The following is an 18691-nucleotide window of genomic DNA, read 5'->3' as shown; positions in this document are numbered from 1 at the left end:
AGCGGCCGCGCGGGGCGCCGCCCGCCTCGGGCCCGCGGCCGCCCTCGGGATACGGCCGGAGGTCGGCGTACGGACCGTGAGGGGCCGCCGGACGGGGGGCCCGGGCCGCACCCGGGGGCGTGCGGGGACGCTCACGTCGCACCGGACGGGGGGCCCGGGCCGCACCCGGGGGCGTGCGGGGACGCTCACGTCGCACCGGACGGGGGGCCCGGGCCGCACCCGGGGGCGTGCGGGGGCGCTCACGTCGGGTGGGCGGCCAGGCCGCTTTCCCAGGCCCAGGCGGCGATCTCGACCCGGTTGCGGGCGTCGAGTTTGGCCTGGACGTTGGCCAGGTGGGTTTTGACGGTGGACAGGGACACGAAGAGTTCCCCGGCGATCTCGGCGTTGGTCATGCCGCGGGCGAGGCAGCGGACGACGTCGCGTTCGCGCTCGGTGAGGGGTTCGGCGGGGCGGCGCGCGGCCTGGGCGGCGGGGGTTCGGGGGGCCATCTCGCGCAGCAGCCGCACCGTGATGGCGGGTGAGACGAGGGAGTCGCCGACGGCTGCGGCCCGTACGGCCTCGACCAGCATCGCGGGGCTGGCGTCTTTGAGGAGGAAGCCGGATGCTCCTCCGTGGAGCGCCGCGTGGACGTACTCGTCGAGGTCGAAGGTGGTGACGATGACGATGCGGGGTCCGTCGTGTCCGTTCAGGCGCCGGGTGACTTCGAGTCCGTCGAGCTTCGGCATGCGGATGTCGAGGAGGAGCACATCGGGGTGGTGCTCGGCGACGGCGGCGAGGGCGGCTTCGCCGTCGACCACGTCGGCGAGGACCTCGATGTCGGGCTGGCTCTCCAGGATCATCCGGAATCCGGTCCTGACCATCTCCTGGTCGTCCGCGATGACCACTCGGATCGCCATGCGCCACCTGCCCCACTGTTGGCCGCCGCCGGTGTCCTGGTGCCCGGCGGGTCCTTCCCATGGGACCGGGGTGGGCGGCGGCCCGCAACCGCACGGCGGGCCGCCGGGCGGGTGCCGCGGGGTGCGGGCGGCGGCTGCGGGGCCCTGCGGTGCCGTGTCCGGCGGTACGTGCGCCCGGGGGGTGGTGCCTCGTCCTTCCGGCCGGTCCGCAGTCGGCCGGAAGGACGAGGGTCGGGTGCAGGCGGCGTCAGAGGGCGGCTGCGGCGGCCTTGATCTGGGCGGCGAAGGTGGAGACCTCCGTGTAGACGCCGGGGTAGTTCGGGCGGGCGCAGCCCTCGCCCCAGCTGACGATGCCGACCTGGATCCAGGCGTTGTTGTTGTCGCGGCGGAACATGGGGCCGCCGGAGTCGCCCTGGCAGGTGTCGACGCCGCCCTGGGGCAGGCCGGCGCAGATCTCCTCGGCGGGGACGAGGGAGCTGCCGTAGGACTGCTGGCAACTGGCGTCGGAGACGAAGGGGACGGTGGCTTTCATCAGGTAGCGCTGCTGTCCGCCGCCTTCGCGGGTGGCTCCCCAGCCGGCGACGGTGAAGGTGCCGCTGTCGTACTGCTTGGTCTCGGCGATCTTGAGGGTGGGCAGGTTGATGGGCTGGGCGAGCTTGATCAGGGCCCAGTCCTTGCCGGTGCCGTTGTAGCCGGTGGCCTGCTTGACCTTGGTGGACCTGACCTTGATGGCGCTGGAGCTGTTGAGGTCGACGACTCCGGCGGTGGCGGTGATGGAGGTGTTGTTGCCGGAGCCGCTCACGCAGTGGGCGGCGGTGAGGACGATCTGCTGGGTGTAGAGCGCGCCGCCACAGCCCATGGAGAGGCGGACCATGAAGGGGAATTCGCCCTGGGCGGCGCGGGTGCCGCCGACGACGGGGGCGGTTCCGGCGGTGGCGGAGCCGGGCTGGAGGCTGACGGCCGCGAGGGCGACCGCGCCGACGGCAAGGGTGCGCTTCATGAACCGCATGAGGGTGGACACAGTCGACACACTGCCTTTCGTGGGGGGTGGGGCCGTGCGCGTCATCGGGTGAATGACGGGTCCATGACACATCGAACGTAGGGCGGGCATCAAGAACGCATTTTCGGCCAACTGCCCTTGCGCACGGCAGGCCTTGCGGCGAGGAGGCACCCGTGACGCAGAACGGCGCGGCGCCCGGCCCGGTCGAGCACGGATTTCCCCACCCGGCGACCGTGCGCACCAGCCTCACCGCCCTCTTCCGCCGCCTGCCGGCCGAGGGGATCAGCGCCTACGGAACGAGCCTCGCCCGGGCCGACGCGCCCTTCGGCCCCGGATCGGTCCTGCGGGTGGAATCCTGCCGCCCGGTGTGCGGGCAGCGGCTGCGGGTGGAATCCTGCCGCCCGGCGTGCGGGCAGCGGCTGCGGGTGGAACTCTGCTGCCCGGCGTGCGGGACGAGGCTGCGCGTGCCGGCGTCCCGGCGGCTGCGCGTGCCGGCGTCCCGGCGGCTGTGGGCCCGGTGCGGGCCGTGCCGCACGGTGCCGGACCGTGCGCCCTGGCCAACCGGATGCCGTCCGGCAGGCGTTGGTTCACCGCTCGGCCACGAAAAGTTTCTTACCGGCCAGTAGACAGGGGGGCCACACTGACCGAATGTGGTCGCGTACATGCCAATAGCCGCGACCGAGGAGCGTCCCCCATGCGCATCACCCGCCGCACCCGCACCCTGCACGCCACCCGCACCGCTGCCGCCGCGGCCGCCACGGCCGCGATCCTCGCCCTGGTCCCGGCCACCGCCGCCCAGGCGGCCCCCGCCCCGGTCCCGGCGGCCACCGCCGGCGCCGCCCCCGCCGCCTCGGCGCCCGGAGGCAATGCGGCGCTCCTCGGGATCGACTACGCCACCTGGCAGCGGGACGTGGCCGCCGCCCTCGCCGCGGCCCGCCCGGCCATCGAGCAGCGCATCGCCGCCTCGCCCGCCGGGGAGAAGCCCGCCCTGGTCCTGGACATCGACAACACCGCGCTGGAGACGGACTTCCACTGGTTCTGGACCTTCCCGACCCCCGCGGTCTCCCCCGTGCGGGCGCTGACCCAGTACGCGAGTGTGCGCGGTGTCGCCGTCTTCTTCGTCACCGCCCGCCCCGGCATCATCCACCACCTCACCGAGCACAACCTCAAGGCGGTGGGCTACCCCGTCTCGGGGCTCTACGTCCGCGATCTGCCCGATCTGTTCGACGAGGTCAGCGCGTACAAGACGGACAAGCGCGCCGAGATCGAGGCGCGCGGCTACACGATCATCGCCAACATCGGCAACAGCCCGACCGACCTGGTCGGCGGCCACGCCGAACGGACCGTCAAGCTGCCGGACTACGGCGGCAAGCTGTCCTGACCGCGGTCCCGGCGGAACTTCGGACAACCCGTGGGGGCGTCCGCGGTTGAGCACGGGCATCCGGCGGGTACTGATACCTCATCGCACGAGCGACGGACCCGGACCCGACCCCTCGCCAGGGGGCCGGGCCCGGCCGTTTCCGGGGCCCGTCGGCGGGCGGGGGCCCGTCGGCGGGGGGCTCGTCGGCGGGGGGGGTCAGCGGGCGGGGCACACCTGCCAGGCCAGGTGGTAGAGGGTATTGACGCTGGCGTCCGTGGAGTCCATCGCCATGAAGCTGGTCGCCGCCTGCGGGTTGGACGTGCCGGCGTTCACGCGCAGTTCGGTGTTGATGTTGAAGTTCCGCTTCTCCCCGCAGGGTGCCCAGACCAGGTCGGCGTACTCCGTCCGGTCGCTGGACTGCCAGTTGTCGTTGAGCGGCCCGTTGAACTGGTGCGTGCGCTGGGTCGTCTGGGGCATTCCCTGGAAGTAGTAGTTCGCCCGCTCCTGGCCCCAGGCTCCGGGCTGCAGGAAGGCGAATCCGCGGTAGTCGGCCTGGACGATCGCGTAGGTGAACCCCGAGGGCACGTGGACGCGCAGGTTCAGCTGGCAGTTCTTGCGGAAGGCCGTCGGCGGGGCCCCCGGGCCCACCTGTGCCAGGTACTCGCTGTAGGTGACCGTGAAGGCCGTGTTGTCGGGCGCGACGGCGACCTCGGCGGTGCCCTCGCGGCAGCCGGAGCCGTTGACCGTGGCGAGCTCGATGACGATCTTGTCGGGCGGGGCGGTGATGGGGCCGGGGGCCGGGCTCCCGGCCTGCGCCGGGGCCGCCGTGGCGATCAGGGCGGCGGCCGCGCCGCCGACGAGGAGGGTGCGGGACAGGGAACGAGACATCGTTGTCACTTCCTTCTGCGCGAGCACGGCGGGATCAGGAGGCCGGACATTCCTTCCACTCGAAGTGGTAGACGGTGCTGACGCTGCCGTCGGTCGAGTCCATGCTCATGAAGCTCAGCGTCTGGGGGGCCGAGGTGCCCGCGTAGACGCGCAGTTCGGTGTTGACGTTGAGGTTGCGCTCCTCGCCGCAGGGCGCCCAGACGAGGTCCGCGTACGACGTGCTGTCGCTCGCCTGCCAGTTGTCCGAGTGCGGCCCGTTGAACTGGTGGGTGGTCCGGGCCGACTGGGCCGCGCCCTGGAAGTAGTAGTTCGCCCGCTCCTGGCCGAAGGCTCCGCGCTGGAGGTGGGCGAAGCCGCGGTAGTCGGCGCGGGCGATGGCGTAGGTGTACCCCTGGGGTACGTGGACGCGCAGCGCGAGCTGGCAGTTCTTGCGGAACTCGGTGCCGCCGGAGCCGCCTCCGGTCTGCGCCAGGTAGTCGCTGTAGGTGACGGTGAACGAGGTGTTGTCGGAGGCGGCGGCCACGGCCGCGGTGCCCTGCGGGCAGCCGGAGCCGTTGACCCCGACCACCTCGACGGTGATCCTCCCGGGCGGCGGGGTGGGGCCGGGGTCGGCCCCTGCGGGTGCGGCGATGGCCAAGAGGGCCACCGCCGCCGCACCGACGGTCAGTCTGCGGAGCGACGTCATCGTGTCTCCCTTTCCGTTCGGACCGGAGCGACGTCCGGCATGCGCCGTCCGGCAGGTGTCCTCCGGCACGGGTCTTCCGGCATGCGCGGTCCGGTGGGTTCAGCATGGGCATGCCATCACGGGCGCCGAGGTGCCGAGAAGGCTCCGATACGGCCAACGCCCGCCGCCCGCACCCCCCTGGCCGGAACCCGGGCCGCCGCTCCCGCCGCCGTGCCCCGCATCAGCCCCGCGACCCGCCGCGGCCGGACGGTACGGACCCCCGCGGGCCCCGAAGATGACCGGAACCCCCCGGACCGCCCGGCACGGCCCACCGCCCGCACCCGGTCGCCCGCACCCCCGCTCCCCCAAGCCCCGCTCCCTCGGGCCCCCCTCCCCGGCCCCGCTCCCCAAGCCCCGCTCCCCGCCCCCGCAGTTCAGCCCCGGCGGGCTCCGTACACCGGGAGCGGGGGCTCGGCCCCGGAGAGGAGTCCCGCCGCCGTCTCGCCCGCCTCGGCCGGGGTCCACCGGGCCCCGCGGTCCGCCGTCGGGCCCGGGCGCCAGCCCTCCATGACGGTGATCCGGCCGCCCTCCACCTCGAAGACCCGGCCGGTGACTCCCGCCGAGGCCGCCGAGCCCAGCCAGACCACCAGCGGGGACACGTTCTCCGGCGCCATCGCATCGAAGCCGCCCTCCCCCGGGGCGGCCATGGCCGCCCCGAAGGCCTGTTCCGTCATGCGGGTCCGCGCCGCGGGCGCGATCGCGTTGACCTGGACCCCGTACGGGCGCATCTCCTCGGCGGCCACCAGGGTCATGCCGAGGATCCCTGCCTTGGCCGCGCTGTAGTTGCCCTGCCCCACCGAGCCCAGCAGCCCGGCGCCCGAGGAGGTGTTGACCACCCGGGCATCCACCGGCCGGCCCGCCTTGGCCTGCGCCCGCCACCATGCGGCGGCCGACCGCAGCGGCAGGAAATGGCCCTTGAGGTGGACCCGCACGACGGCGTCCCAGTCCTCTTCCGCCAGGTTCACCAGCATCCGGTCCCGCAGGAAGCCCGCGTTGTTGACCAGTGTGTCCAGCCGGCCGAACTCCGCGAGCGCCCGTTCCACCAGCGAGGCCGCCCCCGCTCCGGTGGCGACGTCCCCGCCGTGTGCCACGGCCTCCCCGCCCAGCGCCCGGATCTCCGCCACCACCTGCTCCGCAGGGCCGCCCTGCCCCGGCTCCCCGTCCAGGCCCACCCCGAGGTCGTTGACGACGACCCTGGCCCCTTCCGCCGCGAAGGCCAGGGCGTGCGCCCGCCCCAGCCCCCGTCCCGCGCCGGTCACGACGACCACTCGGCCCTCTGCCATGCCCATCTCAGCTCTCCCTGTTCGCCGTTGCCGCATCCAAAAACGCCGGGCGCTCCCCGCCCCCGTGCACCAGCAGGCTGGCCCCGCTCACGTACCCGGCCCGCGCCGAGGCCAGGAACACGGCCGCCTCCCCCACGTCCGAGGGCTCGGCCAGCCGTCCCAGCGGCACGGTGGCCTCCACCGCCGCGATCCCGGCTCCGTCCCCGTAGTGCAGAGGGGACAGCTCGGTCCGCACCATGCCGAGGACCAGCGTGTTCACCCGCACCTCGGGGGCCCACTCCACGGCCAGGGAGCGGGCCAGGCTCTCCAGTCCCGCCTTGGCCGCCCCGTACGCGGCCGTGCCCGGTGAGGGCCGGGCGCCGCTGACGCTGCCGATCATCACCACCGAGCCCCGCGCCTCGCGCAGCAGGGGGTAGGCCAGCAGGGAGGCCGTCATCGGGGCGAGCAGGTTCAGTTCGACCACCCGGGCGTGGCGCTGCGGGCCGCCCTGGGCGAGCGGCCGGTACGGGGTGCCGCCCGCGTTGTTGACCAGGCAGTCCAGGCGTCCGTGGCGGTGCGCGACCGCGGTGAGGAACTCCTCCACGGCCCCGGGGTCGCGCAGGTCGACCGTGCTGTGGGCGGCCTCGCGGCCGGCCGCGCGGACCGGGGTGTCCGGCGGCCTGCGCGCGCAGACGACGACCTCGGCGCCGGCCGCGAGGAACGACCGGGCGATGCCGGCGCCGACTCCCCGGGTTCCGCCGGTGACGGCGACGACCCTCCCGTCGAGCTCCATGGGCTGCTACCTTCCTCGCCTAACAAATGTTTGGTGGAAAGGTAGCTGATCCGTTCATGGGTGTCTCCACCGCAAGCCCCGGCAAGGGCATCGCACGTGTCACAGTCGACTTCCCACCCGTCAACGCGCTGCCCGTGCAGGGCTGGTACCAGCTCGCCGACGCCCTGCGCGCGGCCGGCCGCGACCCGCAGACCCGGTGCGTGGTGCTGGCCGCCGCCGGCCGCGGCTTCAACGCGGGCGTGGACATCAAGGAGATGCAGCGCGACAGCGGCCACGCCGCACTGATCGGCGCCAACCGCGGCTGCTACGAGGCCTTCGCCGCCGTGTACGAGTGCGAGGTGCCGGTGGTCGCGGCCGTGCACGGCTTCTGCCTCGGCGGCGGCATCGGGCTCGTCGGCAACGCCGATGCGGTCGTCGCCTCCGAGGACGCGGTCTTCGGCCTGCCCGAGCTGGACCGGGGCGCCCTCGGCGCGGCCACCCACCTGGCCCGGCTCGTCCCGCAGCACCTGATGCGGGCGCTGTACTACACCTCGCGCACGGCGACCGCCGCCGAACTGCACGCACACGGCTCGGTCTGGAAGGTGGTCCCGCGGGCGGAACTGGAATCCGCCGCCCTGGAGCTGGCCGCCGAGATCGCGCGCAAGGACGGCTACCTGATCCGGCTGGCCAAGGCCGCCCTCAACGGCATCGACCCGGTGGACGTCCGCCGAAGCTACCGCTTCGAGCAGGGCTTCACCTTCGAGGCCAACCTGAGCGGGGTGGCCGACCGGGTCCGCGACACCTTCGGGAAGGAACCGCGCCCATGACCGACAAGACCATGACCCCGGAGGAGGTCGTCGGCCGGCTGCGCAGCGGCATGACCCTCGGCATCGGCGGCTGGGGCTCCCGGCGCAAGCCCATGGCCCTGGTCAGAGCGCTGCTCCGGTCGCAGGTCACCGATCTGACGGTGGTCGCGTACGGGGGCCCGGACGTGGGCCTGCTGGCGGCCGCGGGCCGGATCAGCCGGCTCGTCGCCCCCTTCGCCACCCTCGACTCCATCGCGCTGGAGCCGCACTTCCGGGCCGCCCGCGAGCGGGCGGCCTTCACCTTCACCGAGCTCGACGAGGCCATGTTCATGTGGGGCCTGCACGCGGCCGCCAACCGGCTGCCCTTCCTGCCGGTCCGGGCCGGCCTCGGCTCCGACGTGATGCGGGTCAACCCGGAGCTGCGCACGGTCACCTCCCCCTACGCCGACGGCGAGGAGTTCGTCGCCGCCCCCGCCCTGCGGATGGACGCCGCACTGGTCCACCTCAACCGGGCCGACCGCCTCGGCAACGCCCAGTACCTGGGCCCCGACCCGTACTTCGACGACCTGTTCTGCGAGGCTGCCGACGCCGCCTACGTCTCCTGCGAGCAGCTCGTGGAGAGCGCCGAGCTGGCCAAGGCCGGGCCGCCGCAGTCCCTCCTGGTCAGCAGGCACTCCGTGACGGGGGTCGTGGAGGCCCCGGGCGGCGCCCACTTCACCTCCTGCGTGCCCGACTACGAGCGCGACGAGGCCTTCCAGAAGCTCTACGCGAGCACCCCCTGGCCCGAGTTCGCCGCCCGCTTCCTGTCCGGTGCGAGCGAGCACGACTACCGGTCCGCGGTGCGGGCCTGGCACGAGGAGCAGCAGTGAGCGCAACGACCGCCACCCGTGCCGAGTTCTGCGTCATCGCCTGCGCCGAGGCCTGGCGCGACAACGGCGAGGTCCTCGCCAGCCCCATGGGGCTGATCCCCTCCTTCGGGGCGCGGCTCGCCAAGCGGACCTTCTCCCCCGACCTCCTGCTGACCGACGGGGAGGCCCTGCTGGTCGGCCTCGACGGCACCGTCGAGGGGTGGCTCCCGTACCGCAGGCACCTGGCGATGGTGGCCGGGGGACGGCGCCACGTGATGATGGGCGCCAGCCAGATCGACCGCTTCGGCAACCAGAACATCTCCTGCATCGGGGCGTGGGAGCAGCCGGCCCGCCAACTGCTGGGGGTGCGCGGCGCGCCCGCGAACACCCTGAACAATCCGGTCAGTTACTGGGTGCCGCGGCATTCCCCCCGGGTGTTCGTCGAGCGGGTCGACATGGTGAGCGGTGTCGGCCACGACCGTGCGCGGGAGGCCGGGGTGACCCGTTTCCACCGGCTGCCGCGGGTCGTCAGCGATCTGGGCGTCTTCGATTTCGGGGGGCCGGAGCACAGCATGCGCCTGGTCTCGGTGCACCCCGGGGTCACCGTCGAGGAGGTCCGGGCCGCCACGGGCTTCGAGCTGGCCGTGGCGGACGAGGTGCCCTGTACGCGGGAGCCGTCCGCCGAGGAGCTGCGGCTGATCCGCGAGGTGGTCGACCCGCGGGGGCTGCGCGAGCGCGAAGTGCGGGGCTGAGCCGGTGGACACGGCGTTCACGCAGCTGGTCGGGGTCCGGTACCCGATCGTGCAGACGGGCATGGGATGGGTCGCCGGCCCGCGGCTGGTGTCGGCGGCGGCGAATGCGGGGGCCCTGGGAATCCTGGCCTCGGCGACGATGACGCCGCAGCAGTTGCGGTCGGCGGTGCGCGAGGTCAGGTCGCGGGTCGCCGAGGGCACCTCCTTCGGGGTCAATCTGCGGGCGGACGCCGGGGACGCGGCCGAGCGGGCGCAGCTGATCGTCGACGAGGGCGTGCGGGTGGCCTCCTTCGCCCTGGCGCCGTCCCGGGAGCTGATCGCGCGGCTGAAGGACGCGGGTGTGGTCGTCATCCCGTCGGTCGGGGCGCGGCGGCACGCGGAGAAGGTGGCCGCGTGGGGCGCGGACGCGGTGATCGTGCAGGGCGGGGAGGGCGGCGGCCACACCGGGGAGGTGGCCACCTCGGTGCTGCTGCCGCAGGTCGTGGACGCGGTGGACGTCCCGGTGGTCGCGGCCGGCGGGTTCAGCGACGGGCGGGGCCTGGTCGCCGCGCTGTCGTACGGGGCTGCGGGCATCGCCATGGGGACCCGTTTCCTGCTGACCTCCGACTCCACCGTCCCGGACGCCGTCAAGGCGCGCTACCTGGCGGCCTCGGTGAAGGACGTCACCGTGACCACGGCGGTCGACGGCCTGCCGCACCGGATGCTCCGTACCGAGCTGGTCGACTCCCTGGAGCGGGCGGGCCGCGCCACGGCGCTGCTGCGGGCGGTCCGCCACGCGGCGGGCTTCAAGCGGCTGTCCGGCCTCACCTGGTCCCGGATGGTGCGCGACGGCCTCGCGATGAAGCACGGCAAGGAGCTGTCCTGGAGCCAGGTCCTGCTCGCCGCGAACACCCCCATGCTCTTGAAGGCTTCCATGGTCGAGGGCCGTACCGACCTCGGTGTCATGGCATCGGGCCAGGTCGCGGGGGTGATCGACGATCTCCCGTCCTGCGCGGAGCTCGTCTCCCGCGTCATGGCCGAAGCACACTCCGTGCTCCGGTACCTGGAGCAGCTGGAACGTCCGCACCCGCTCGCCGCCCTGCCACCACCAGGGTGATCCCCCCTCTCCGCCTCAGGAGTCGCACACATGAGCCGTGCCCGAATCCGCCTGGTGTCCGCGGTCCTCGCATCCGTTCTCGCCACCGCGGTCCTGCCCGCTTCCGCGCTCGCCACGACCGCGCCGGGGGCGGCGGCGGCCGCCCGTGCGCCGCACCGGCAGCACGCCGCGGCGGAGCCGATCGTCCACATCCCCCTCCAGGGCGCCGTCAACGTCCGCGACCTGGGCGGCCCCCGCACGTACACCGGGGGGCAGGTGCGCACGGGGCTGGTCTACCGCGGCGATGCCCTGAGCAGACTGACCCCTGCGGACACCGCCGCCGTCGCCGCCCTGCGCCTGACGAAGGTGGTGGACTTCCGCATCCCGATGGAGGTGCAGTACGACGGTCCGGACACGCTGCCCGCGGGGCTCGCCGCGACGCCGCGGCCGGTCAGCGACCTCGGCCTGTACGCCACCCTCGTCGGCGCCATCGCCAGCGGTGACCCCGTCACGCAGGAGCAGATGCTCGGCGGCGGGCGCGCCGAGGCGTACATGCGCGACATCTACCGGACGTTCGTGAACAGCCCCGAGAACCGGGCGCAGTTCGCGACGACGCTGCGGGAGATCGCCGACGCCCGGCAGGGCCCGGTGCTGTACCACTGCACGTCCGGCAAGGACCGTACGGGATGGGTGAGTTACGTGCTGCTGCGCGCCCTGGCCGTGCCCGAGGCCACGGCCGAGCGCGACTACCTGGCGTCGAACACCTTCCGCGCCGCGTACGACGCCCGGGTGCGGGCCGGGCTCAAGCAGTCGGGGCGGATGCAGAACCCGGACCTGCTGATCCCGCTGCAGGAGGTCCGCCAGGACTACCTGGACTCCGCGACGGCCCAGCTGGAGGCCGACTACGGCAGCCTCTACGGCTACCTGACCGAGGGGCTGGGCCTGGACCTGCGGACGCTGGCGAAGCTCCAGTCCCGGCTGGTCCGCTGAGGGCGCCCACCCCGGCGCCCACCCCGGCGCCCGGCGTGGCGACCGGCGTGACGACCGCCCGGGCTTCCGTCCGGGCGATCGTCCCGGCGTCCGTCCCCGAAACGGCGGAACGCCGGGTGGTGCGCGGTGCGCGCACCACCCGGCGTTCCGGGTGTCCCTCGGGTGTCCGGGGCGTCAGACCGAGCGTCGGCGGCCCTGGCCGGCGCCGCCGACCCGGCTGCGGGCCGAAGCCGCCGCCGCGCCGCCGCCGGAGGAGGAGCCGCCCCCGCTGCGCCGTCCGCGCTCGCCGGAACCGGCCGCAGCGGCGCCCTGCCCGCCCTGGCCGCGCCGCGGCTGGCCCGAGCCGCCGCCCGCGGGCTGGGCCGCGGGTGCGCCACCGGTGCGGCGGCCGCGGCCGCCGGTGGCGGGAGCGGCGCCGGCCGCGGAGCCGGTGCGGGCCCCGCCGGAGCGGCGGCGGCCGCCGCCGGCGCCCGATCCGCCCTGGCCGGCGGAGCGCTGGCGCGGCGGGGTGGGCTGCGGCGTGTCCAGGACCACCGGGATACCGGAGGGCTCCTTGGCGCCGGTCAGACGGGCCAGTTCCTCGTCGGAGGACTTGATCTGCGCGGTGCGCGGGGAGATCCCGGCGTCCGACATGAGGCGGGTCATGTCCCGCTTCTGGTCGGGGAGCACCAGGGTCACCACGCTGCCGGACTCGCCCGCCCGGGCGGTGCGGCCGCCGCGATGCAGGTAGTCCTTGTGGTCGGTGGGGGGGTCCACGTTGACGACCAGGTCGAGGTCGTCGATGTGGATGCCGCGCGCGGCGACGTTGGTGGCCACCAGTGCGGTGACCTCGCCCGTCTTGAACCAGTCCAGGGTGCGGTTGCGCTGCGGCTGGGAGCGGCCGCCGTGCAGGCCGGAGGCGCGGACGCCGTCCGCGAGGAGCTTCTTGACCATGCGGTCGACCCCGCGCTTGGTGTCCACGAACATGATCACCCGGCCGTCGCGAGCGGCTATGCGCGTGGCCACGGCCTTCTTGTCGGTCTCGTCCATGACGTACAGGACGTGGTGCTCCATGGTGGTGACCGCGCCGGCCGACGGGTCGACGGAGTGGCCGACCGGGTCGGTGAGGAACATCTTGACGAGCTTGTCGATGTTCTTGTCGAGCGTCGCCGAGAACAGCATGGTCTGGCCGCCGGGCGCAACCTGCTTGAGCAGGGCGGTGACCTGCGGCATGAAGCCCATGTCGGTCATCTGGTCGGCCTCGTCGAGGACGGTGATCGCGACCTGCGAGAGGTCGGCGTCGCCGCGGTCGATGAGGTCCTTCAGCCGGCCGGGGGTCGCGACGAGCACCTCGGAGCCGCGGCGCAGGGCGCCCGACTGCCGGTTGATCGACATGCCGCCGACGACGGTGGCGATGCGCAGGTTGACGGACGTGGCGTACGGGGCCAGCGCGTCGGTCACCTGCTGCGCGAGCTCACGGGTCGGTACGAGGACCAGCGCGAGCGGCGCCTTCGGCTGCGCACGGCGGCCGGCGGTCCGGGCCAGCAGCGCCAGGCCGAAGGCGAGGGTCTTGCCGGAGCCGGTCCGGCCGCGGCCGAGCAGGTCGCGCCCGGCGAGCGAGTTCGGCAGCGTGGCGGCCTGGATCGGGAACGGCTCGGTGACGCCCTGGGCGGCGAGGGTCTTCAGCAGCGCCTCGGGCATGCCCATGTCCTCGAACGCGGCGACGGCGGGGAGCGCCGGGACCTGCGGTACGGGCATGGTGAATTCCTGGGGCCTGGCAACGGGGGCGGACTTCTGCCGTCCCGCGCCAGTCTTCGGACGTCCCTGGGCCGCACCTCGGCCCCGGGTGGGGCGGCGGCTGGGTCGTGCGGAGCTGGAGCTGGTCATGCGGAAATGCCCTCCTGAAACCGGCAAGGTACTGCTAAAAGGTCGAAACAGCAGACAAGCCGGGGCCCGCACCTCGCGGTGCGGGCCCCGGCATGCTGATGACGTCAGTTGGCGGGGAGGATGTTCTCCGCCTGGGGGCCCTTCTGGCCCTGGGTGACGTCGAAGGACACGCGCTGGCCCTCCTGGAGCTCACGGAAGCCCTGGGTGGCGATGTTCGAGTAGTGGGCGAAGACGTCGGGGCCGCCACCATCCTGCTCGATGAAGCCGAAGCCCTTTTCCGAGTTGAACCACTTCACGGTGCCAAGTGCCATTTTTAAATCTCCTGAATAGGCGGCAAAGGGCCCCATCCGGAGAGTCCGGCAAAACAATAAAAGCGCCTGAGGAACATTCCCGTCAGGCGCACATAAAGTTCATGGGTACCACAACTGCAACGCCTCAAAGCTAGCACACCTCGGCCGGAGGATGCGACGACTGGTGCGCCAGATCACTCTGACGTGGTACCGCGCGCCCACCTGTCGCACCTTTTCGGCCGCCGGGGGAACAGGTACCTGGCCCGCGGCCGGCCGGCCCGGGGCGGGCCGGCCGCCGCGGGCCGGGGCACGGGGGTCCGGTCACAGGCGTTCGATGATCGTCACGTTGGCCTGGCCGCCGCCTTCGCACATGGTCTGGAGGCCGAAGCGGCCGCCCGTGCGCTCCAGCTCGTGGAGCAGGGTGGTCATCAGCCGGACGCCGGTTGCGCCCAGCGGGTGCCCCAGGGCGATCGCCCCGCCGTTGACGTTGACCCGGCCGGGGTCCGCGCCCGTCTCCTTCAGCCAGGCCAGCACCACCGGGGCGAAGGCCTCGTTGATCTCGACCAGGTCGATGTCGGCCAGGGACATGCCGGTCTTCTTCAGGGCGTGGGCGGTGGCCGGTATGGGTGCGGACAGCATGCGGATGGGGTCCTCGCCGCGTACCGAGAGGTGGTGGATGCGGGCCCGCGGCCGCAGGCCGTGCTCGCGGACCGCGTGCGCGGAGGCGATCAGCATCGCCGCCGCCCCGTCCGAGACCTGGGAGGAGACGGCGGCGGTGAGGGTGCCGCCCTCCGCGACCGGCTTCAGCGCGGCCATCTTCTCCAGCGAGGTGTCGCGCCGCGGGCCCTCGTCGACCGCGACCGGTCCGTAGGCCGCGATCTCCCGTTCGAAGCGGCCCTCGTCGATGGCGCGCAGGGCCCGGCGGTGCGAGCGGAGGGCGTACTCCTCCATGTCGCGGCGCGAGATGCCCCATTTGCCGGCGATCAGCTCGGCCCCGTGGAACTGGTTGACGGGGGCGTCGCCGTACCGGGCCCGCCAGCCGGCGCTGCCCGCGTACGGGCCCTGCGTGAGGCCCAGCGGCTCCGCGGCCTGCCGGGAGGCGAAGGCGATCGGGATCATCGACATGTTCTGGGTGCCGCCCGCAACGACCAGGTCCTGGGTGCCGGAGAGCACGCCCTGCGCCGCGAAGTGCACCGCCTGCTGGGAGGAGCCGCACTGGCGGTCGACGGTGACCCCGGGGACCTCCTCGGGCAGGCCCGCCGCCAGCCAGGCCGTCCGCGCGATGTCCCCGGCCTGCGGTCCGACGGTGTCGAGGCAGCCGAACACCACGTCCTCCACGGCGGCCGGGTCCACCCCGGTGCGTTCGACCAGCGCCTTCAGGACGTGCGCGCCCAGGTCGGCGGGGTGGACCGCGGACAGGCCGCCCCCGCGCCGCCCCACGGGGGTGCGGACCGCGTCGACGATGTAGGCCTCGGGCATCGGGACTCCTCGGGTCGGTTTACGTACGCAGGGCGATCCCGTCCAGCACCATCGAGAGGTACTGGCGGGCGATCTCCTCGGGGCCGTGCTGCCCGCCGGGCCGGTACCAGGAGGCCGCCACCCACACCGTGTCGCGCACGAAGCGGTAGGTGAGGCGGACGTCGAGGTCGGAGCGGAAGACCCGGGCGGCGACCCCGCGCTCCAGCGTGCCCAGCCAGGCCTTCTCGAACTTCTGCTGCGAGTCGGCGAGGTAGTGGAAGCGCGGCTGGACCGACAGGTGCCGGGACTCCTTCTGGTAGATCGCCACGGCGGCGCGGTGCCGGTCGATCTCCCGGAAGGACTCGGTGACCAAGGCCTCGATGGTCTCGCGGGGGCCGAGGCGGGCGGCGAGGACGCTGTCGTAGCCCTCCCACAGCTCGGTGAGGAAGGCGGACAGGATCTCGTCGAGCATCGATTCCTTGGAATCGAAGTGGTAGTAGAGGCTGCCGGCGAGCATCCCGGCGGCGTCGGCGATCTTCCGGACAGTGGTGGCGTTGTAGCCCTGCGCGGCAAAGACCTCGGCGGCGGTGGCGAGGAGCTCCCGGCGGCGTTCGGGCGCCGCGGTCACCTGCGGCTTCTTCTTGGCTGTCGGCTTGTTCGTTGGCACGCGCCCATTCTGCGGCTACGCGCGCTGGCTGCTGACCGGGACGGTCTCGCCCGTCATGTACGACGAGTAGCCGCTGGCCAGGAAGACGATGACGTTGGCGACCTCCCAGGGCTCGGCGTACCGGCCGAAGGCCTCGCGGGCGGTCAGTTCGGCGAGCAGTTCCTCGCTGGTGACCTTCGCCAGGTGCGGGTGCATGGCCAGGCTCGGGGCGACGGCGTTGACGCGTACGCCGAACTCGGCGGCCTCCAGGGCGGCGCAGCGGGTCAGGGCCATCACCCCGGCCTTCGCGGCGGCGTAGTGGGCCTGGCCGCGCTGGGCGCGCCAGCCCACGACGGAGGCGTTGTTGACGACGACCCCGCCTCCGGTGCCGGCGGCCTTCATGGTGCGCAGGGCGGCGCGGGTGCAGCGGAAGGTGCCGCCCAGGGTGACGTCGAGGACGCGGGACCACTGCTCGTCGGTCATGTCGACGAGGGCGGCGGTGCCGCCGAGGCCGGCGTTGTTGACGACGACGTCGAGGCCGCCGTGGATCTGCTCGGCGTGCGCGAAGAGGGCCTGCACCTGGTCCTCGTCGGTGACGTCGCAGGGCAGGGAGGCGACCCGGCCGGCGCCGAACTCGGCGGCGAGGGCGTCCTCGGTCTCCTTCAGGCGGCGCGCGTGGGCGTCGCCGATCAGGATGCGGGCGCCCTCCTCCAGGAAGCGGCGGGCGGTGGCGCCGCCGATCCCGGCGCCGGCCGCGGCCGTGATGACGGCGGAGCGGCCTTCCAGCAGGCGGTGGCCGGCCACGTACCGGGGCTCGTTCATGCGCACTCCTCGACGCTGCTCATGGCCGTACGTTAACCTACCAAACACTTGTTAGGGAAGGCGTCCAGGGAGGCGGCCACACGATGGATCTGACCGAGACGGCGGAGGTGGCGGCCTTCCGGGCCGAGGCCCGGGCCTGGCTCCTCGCCCACGTGCCCGCCGCGCCCCTGCCCTCCCTGGAGACGGAGGAGGGCTTCGCGGCGCACCGCGCCTGGGAGGCACAGCTGTACGCGGGCCGCTGGTCGGCGGTGTCCTGGCCCGAGGAGTACGGCGGCCGGGGCGCGGACCTCGTGCGGTGGCTGGTCTTCGAGGAGGAGTACTGGGCGGCGGGCGCCCCCGGCCGGGTCTCGCAGAACGGCATCAGCCTGCTCGCCCCCACCCTCTTCGACCACGCGACGCAGGAGCAGCGGGCCCGCGTCCTGCCGTCCATGGCCGCCGGTGACGTGGTCTGGGCGCAGGCCTGGTCGGAACCGGAGGCCGGCTCCGACCTGGCCTCGCTGACCTCCCGCGGCGAGCGCACCGAGGGCGGCTGGCTGCTGACCGGACAGAAGACCTGGTCCTCGCGGGCTGCCTTCGCGGACCGCGCGTTCGGCATCTTCCGCACCGAGCCGGACACGCCCGAGCCCCACCAGGGGCTGACGTACCTGATGTTCGACCTGCGGGCGCCGGGGGTGACGGTGCGGCCCATCGGCCGCCTCGACGGCAAGCCGGCCTTCGCCGAGCTGTTCCTCGACCGGGTCTTCGTCCCCGACGAGGACGTCATCGGCCGGCCGGGGCAGGGCTGGCGGATCGCCATGTCGACCACCGGCAACGAACGCGGCCTGACCCTGCGCTCCCCCGGCCGCTTCCTGGCCGCCGCCGGCCGCCTCCACGCACTGTGGCGGGCGGCGGGCGACCCGGGCGACACCGCGCTGCGGGACCGGGTGGCGGACGCGCTGGTGGGGGCCCGCGCCTACGAGCTGTACACCTGGGCCAACGCCTCCCGGTCCGCGGCGGGCGAGAAGATCGGCGCCGAGTCCAGCCTGAACAAGCTGTTCTGGTCGCAGTACGACATCGACCTGCACGAGACGGCCCTGGACCTGCTGGGGGCGGACGGCGAACTCGCCGACGGGGAATGGGCCGAACCGTGGCTGTTCTCCCTGGCCGGCCCGATCTACGCCGGGACCAACGAGATCCAGCGCGACATCGTCGCCGAGCGGCTGCTCGGCCTCCCGAAGGGCCGCCGCTGATGCGTTTCCTGCCGACCGAGGAGCAGTCCGACTTCACCCGTGCGCTGCGCTCCCTGCTGGCCGCCGCGGACGTCCCCGCGGCCGTACGGGCCTGGGCGGACGGGGACCGCGTGCCGGGGCGGGCGCTCTGGTCGAAGCTGGCGGGCACGGGCCTGCCCGCGCTCGCCGTGCCCGAGGCCTACGACGGCGCCGGCCTGCTGCCGCTGGAACTCTCCCTTGGATTCACGGAGTTGGGCCGCGCCGCAGTGCCGGGGCCGGTGGTGGAGGGCGCGGCCGTCTGCGTGCTGCTGGCGGAACTGGGCGACGACGCCCTGGCGAAGCGGTTCCTGCCGGGCCTGGTCGCGGGCGGCTCCCTCGCCACCCTGACGCTGCCGGAGGGGAGCCCGTACGCCCTGGACGCGGACGCCGCCGCGCACTGCTTCACGGTCTCGGCGGCGGGCGCGCTGCGGCTGGCCGGGGGCGGCGGGCGGGCGCGGCCCTCGACGGACCCCGCGCGGCGGCTGTCCCTGCCGCGGGCGGCGGGCGGCGAACTGCTCGCGCAGGGGCCCCGGGTGGCGCAGGCGGCCCGCACGGCAGCCCGCTGGGCCCGGCTGCTGACGGCCGCGCAGTGCCTGGGCACCGGCGAGGCGCTGCTGGCCCGCACGGTGGTGTACGCGAAGCAGCGCACCCAGTTCGGGACACCGATCGGGGGGTTCCAGGCGGTCAAGCACCGGCTGGCGGACACCCTGCTGGCCCTGGAGTTCGCCCGGCCGCTGGTGCATGCGGCGGCGCTGTCCCTGGAACCCGGGGACGTGGCGGCGGCCAAGGTGGCGGCGGGCGAGGCCTGCTACCGGGCGGCGATGACCGCGCTCCAGGTGCACGGCGCGGTCGGCTACACGCAGGAGCTGGACCTGTCCCTGTGGCTGCGCAAGGCCCGCCCGCTGCGGGACGCGTGGGGCACGCCGGCGCAGTGCCGGGCGGAGGTCGTCCGGTGCCACGGCCCGGCGGACTCCGGTACGTGACGGGCC

19 protein-coding genes are annotated in these 18691 nt (G+C 73.9%); 8 read left to right on the top strand and 11 right to left on the bottom strand.

From position 1 onward, the window contains the following. Positions 1 to 239: 239 nt before the first annotated feature. Entirely contained in the window at positions 240 to 896 is a 657-nt protein-coding gene (locus tag ACLJTM_RS25655) for a response regulator (RefSeq protein ID WP_411106072.1), read from the bottom strand. Between the two features lie 247 nt (positions 897 to 1143). Further along, positions 1144 to 1905, bottom strand: coding sequence for a serine protease (locus tag ACLJTM_RS25650; protein WP_411106260.1), 762 nt, complete (start codon positions 1903 to 1905; stop codon positions 1144 to 1146). A gap of 685 nt (positions 1906 to 2590) precedes the next feature. On the opposite strand from ACLJTM_RS25650, the gene ACLJTM_RS25645 reads away from it, so the two are divergent. Continuing rightward, positions 2591 to 3277, top strand: a complete 687-nt coding sequence (locus tag ACLJTM_RS25645) for an HAD family acid phosphatase (protein ID WP_411106071.1) — start codon at positions 2591 to 2593, stop codon at positions 3275 to 3277. A 195-nt stretch (positions 3278 to 3472) separates the two neighbouring features. Here ACLJTM_RS25645 and ACLJTM_RS25640 read toward each other — a convergent pair whose 3' ends face one another. The 4 genes from ACLJTM_RS25640 to ACLJTM_RS25625 all read right to left on the bottom strand — a co-directional run bounded on the left by ACLJTM_RS25640 (position 3473) and on the right by ACLJTM_RS25625 (position 6923). Beyond that, positions 3473 to 4144 (bottom strand): DUF4360 domain-containing protein, encoded by a 672-nt coding sequence (locus tag ACLJTM_RS25640; protein ID WP_411106070.1) that lies wholly within the window; start codon positions 4142 to 4144, stop codon positions 3473 to 3475. 34 nt (positions 4145 to 4178) lie between these two features. Further along, positions 4179 to 4829 carry a DUF4360 domain-containing protein gene (locus ACLJTM_RS25635; protein WP_411106069.1) on the bottom strand — a complete coding sequence of 217 codons (651 nt, stop codon included), beginning with the start codon at positions 4827 to 4829 and terminating at the stop codon, positions 4179 to 4181. 413 nt (positions 4830 to 5242) lie between these two features. Further along, positions 5243 to 6157, bottom strand: a complete 915-nt coding sequence (locus tag ACLJTM_RS25630) for an SDR family oxidoreductase (RefSeq protein ID WP_411106068.1) — start codon at positions 6155 to 6157, stop codon at positions 5243 to 5245. A gap of 1 nt (position 6158) precedes the next feature. After that, positions 6159 to 6923, bottom strand: coding sequence for an SDR family oxidoreductase (locus ACLJTM_RS25625; RefSeq protein WP_411106067.1), 765 nt, complete (start codon positions 6921 to 6923; stop codon positions 6159 to 6161). 56 nt (positions 6924 to 6979) lie between these two features. On the opposite strand from ACLJTM_RS25625, the gene ACLJTM_RS25620 reads away from it, so the two are divergent. From ACLJTM_RS25620 to ACLJTM_RS25600, 5 genes are read left to right on the top strand one after another with little or no spacing between them, the layout of a single operon-like run. Next, a complete protein-coding gene (locus ACLJTM_RS25620) occupies positions 6980 to 7729 on the top strand; it encodes an enoyl-CoA hydratase family protein (protein WP_411106066.1) in 750 nt (249 codons plus the stop codon). Continuing rightward, on the top strand, positions 7726 to 8577 hold the full coding sequence (locus ACLJTM_RS25615) for a CoA transferase subunit A (protein WP_411106065.1): 852 nt from the start codon (positions 7726 to 7728) through the stop codon (positions 8575 to 8577). Before ACLJTM_RS25620 ends, ACLJTM_RS25615 begins: the two co-directional genes overlap by 4 nt. Continuing rightward, a complete protein-coding gene (locus tag ACLJTM_RS25610) occupies positions 8574 to 9308 on the top strand; it encodes a CoA-transferase subunit beta (RefSeq protein ID WP_411106064.1) in 735 nt (244 codons plus the stop codon). The genes ACLJTM_RS25615 and ACLJTM_RS25610 overlap by 4 nt, the downstream gene beginning before the upstream one ends. A gap of 4 nt (positions 9309 to 9312) precedes the next feature. Beyond that, positions 9313 to 10404 carry an NAD(P)H-dependent flavin oxidoreductase gene (locus tag ACLJTM_RS25605; RefSeq protein ID WP_411106063.1) on the top strand — a complete coding sequence of 364 codons (1092 nt, stop codon included), beginning with the start codon at positions 9313 to 9315 and terminating at the stop codon, positions 10402 to 10404. 30 nt (positions 10405 to 10434) lie between these two features. Next, positions 10435 to 11373, top strand: coding sequence for a tyrosine-protein phosphatase (locus tag ACLJTM_RS25600; RefSeq protein ID WP_411106062.1), 939 nt, complete (start codon positions 10435 to 10437; stop codon positions 11371 to 11373). 174 nt (positions 11374 to 11547) lie between these two features. Here the strand turns inward: ACLJTM_RS25600 and ACLJTM_RS25595 are convergent, their stop codons facing one another. From ACLJTM_RS25595 to ACLJTM_RS25575, 5 genes are all read right to left on the bottom strand, one after another. Beyond that, a complete protein-coding gene (locus ACLJTM_RS25595) occupies positions 11548 to 13239 on the bottom strand; it encodes a DEAD/DEAH box helicase (RefSeq protein WP_411106061.1) in 1692 nt (563 codons plus the stop codon). Between the two features lie 104 nt (positions 13240 to 13343). Beyond that, entirely contained in the window at positions 13344 to 13550 is a 207-nt protein-coding gene (locus ACLJTM_RS25590) for a cold-shock protein (RefSeq protein WP_030707191.1), read from the bottom strand. A 300-nt stretch (positions 13551 to 13850) separates the two neighbouring features. Continuing rightward, on the bottom strand, positions 13851 to 15008 hold the full coding sequence (locus ACLJTM_RS25585) for an acetyl-CoA C-acetyltransferase (RefSeq protein ID WP_411106060.1): 1158 nt from the start codon (positions 15006 to 15008) through the stop codon (positions 13851 to 13853). Between the two features lie 19 nt (positions 15009 to 15027). Continuing rightward, the gene (locus ACLJTM_RS25580; protein ID WP_411106059.1) at positions 15028 to 15654 is read right to left on the bottom strand and encodes a TetR/AcrR family transcriptional regulator; all 627 of its coding nucleotides are present in this window, start codon (positions 15652 to 15654) and stop codon (positions 15028 to 15030) included. Between the two features lie 15 nt (positions 15655 to 15669). After that, a complete protein-coding gene (locus ACLJTM_RS25575; RefSeq protein ID WP_411106058.1) occupies positions 15670 to 16455 on the bottom strand; it encodes an SDR family oxidoreductase in 786 nt (261 codons plus the stop codon). A gap of 83 nt (positions 16456 to 16538) precedes the next feature. On the opposite strand from ACLJTM_RS25575, the gene ACLJTM_RS25570 reads away from it, so the two are divergent. Together ACLJTM_RS25570 and ACLJTM_RS25565 are read left to right on the top strand one after the other, a co-directional pair. Then, on the top strand, positions 16539 to 17684 hold the full coding sequence (locus tag ACLJTM_RS25570; RefSeq protein ID WP_411106057.1) for an acyl-CoA dehydrogenase family protein: 1146 nt from the start codon (positions 16539 to 16541) through the stop codon (positions 17682 to 17684). Then, positions 17684 to 18685, top strand: coding sequence for an acyl-CoA dehydrogenase family protein (locus tag ACLJTM_RS25565; protein ID WP_411106056.1), 1002 nt, complete (start codon positions 17684 to 17686; stop codon positions 18683 to 18685). The genes ACLJTM_RS25570 and ACLJTM_RS25565 overlap by 1 nt, the downstream gene beginning before the upstream one ends. Positions 18686 to 18691 lie beyond the last annotated feature (6 nt).

The sequence above is a fragment of the Streptomyces sp. cmx-4-9 genome (assembly GCF_046548835.1).
Lineage (GTDB): Bacteria > Actinomycetota > Actinomycetes > Streptomycetales > Streptomycetaceae > Streptomyces.
Note: the sequence above shows the minus strand (reverse complement) of the source record. Positions and strands in the feature narration are given on the sequence as shown.

What these genes read in the sequence shown, in the direction of transcription:
- ACLJTM_RS25630 (WP_411106068.1), bottom strand. Translation starts at nt 6,157, where the DNA reads ATGGGCATGGCAGAGGGCCGAGTGGTCGTCGTGACCGGCGCGGGACGG.
- ACLJTM_RS25575 (WP_411106058.1), bottom strand. Translation starts at nt 16,455, where the DNA reads ATGAACGAGCCCCGGTACGTGGCCGGCCACCGCCTGCTGGAAGGCCGC.
- ACLJTM_RS25645 (WP_411106071.1), top strand. Translation starts at nt 2,591, where the DNA reads ATGCGCATCACCCGCCGCACCCGCACCCTGCACGCCACCCGCACCGCT.
- ACLJTM_RS25635 (WP_411106069.1), bottom strand. Translation starts at nt 4,829, where the DNA reads ATGACGTCGCTCCGCAGACTGACCGTCGGTGCGGCGGCGGTGGCCCTC.
- ACLJTM_RS25650 (WP_411106260.1), bottom strand. Translation starts at nt 1,905, where the DNA reads ATGCGGTTCATGAAGCGCACCCTTGCCGTCGGCGCGGTCGCCCTCGCG.
- ACLJTM_RS25620 (WP_411106066.1), top strand. Translation starts at nt 6,980, where the DNA reads ATGGGTGTCTCCACCGCAAGCCCCGGCAAGGGCATCGCACGTGTCACA.
- ACLJTM_RS25585 (WP_411106060.1), bottom strand. Translation starts at nt 15,008, where the DNA reads ATGCCCGAGGCCTACATCGTCGACGCGGTCCGCACCCCCGTGGGGCGG.
- ACLJTM_RS25640 (WP_411106070.1), bottom strand. Translation starts at nt 4,144, where the DNA reads ATGTCTCGTTCCCTGTCCCGCACCCTCCTCGTCGGCGGCGCGGCCGCC.
- ACLJTM_RS25595 (WP_411106061.1), bottom strand. Translation starts at nt 13,239, where the DNA reads ATGACCAGCTCCAGCTCCGCACGACCCAGCCGCCGCCCCACCCGGGGC.
- ACLJTM_RS25625 (WP_411106067.1), bottom strand. Translation starts at nt 6,923, where the DNA reads ATGGAGCTCGACGGGAGGGTCGTCGCCGTCACCGGCGGAACCCGGGGA.
- ACLJTM_RS25590 (WP_030707191.1), bottom strand. Translation starts at nt 13,550, where the DNA reads ATGGCACTTGGCACCGTGAAGTGGTTCAACTCGGAAAAGGGCTTCGGC.
- ACLJTM_RS25655 (WP_411106072.1), bottom strand. Translation starts at nt 896, where the DNA reads ATGGCGATCCGAGTGGTCATCGCGGACGACCAGGAGATGGTCAGGACC.
- ACLJTM_RS25600 (WP_411106062.1), top strand. Translation starts at nt 10,435, where the DNA reads ATGAGCCGTGCCCGAATCCGCCTGGTGTCCGCGGTCCTCGCATCCGTT.
- ACLJTM_RS25615 (WP_411106065.1), top strand. Translation starts at nt 7,726, where the DNA reads ATGACCGACAAGACCATGACCCCGGAGGAGGTCGTCGGCCGGCTGCGC.
- ACLJTM_RS25565 (WP_411106056.1), top strand. Translation starts at nt 17,684, where the DNA reads ATGCGTTTCCTGCCGACCGAGGAGCAGTCCGACTTCACCCGTGCGCTG.
- ACLJTM_RS25570 (WP_411106057.1), top strand. Translation starts at nt 16,539, where the DNA reads ATGGATCTGACCGAGACGGCGGAGGTGGCGGCCTTCCGGGCCGAGGCC.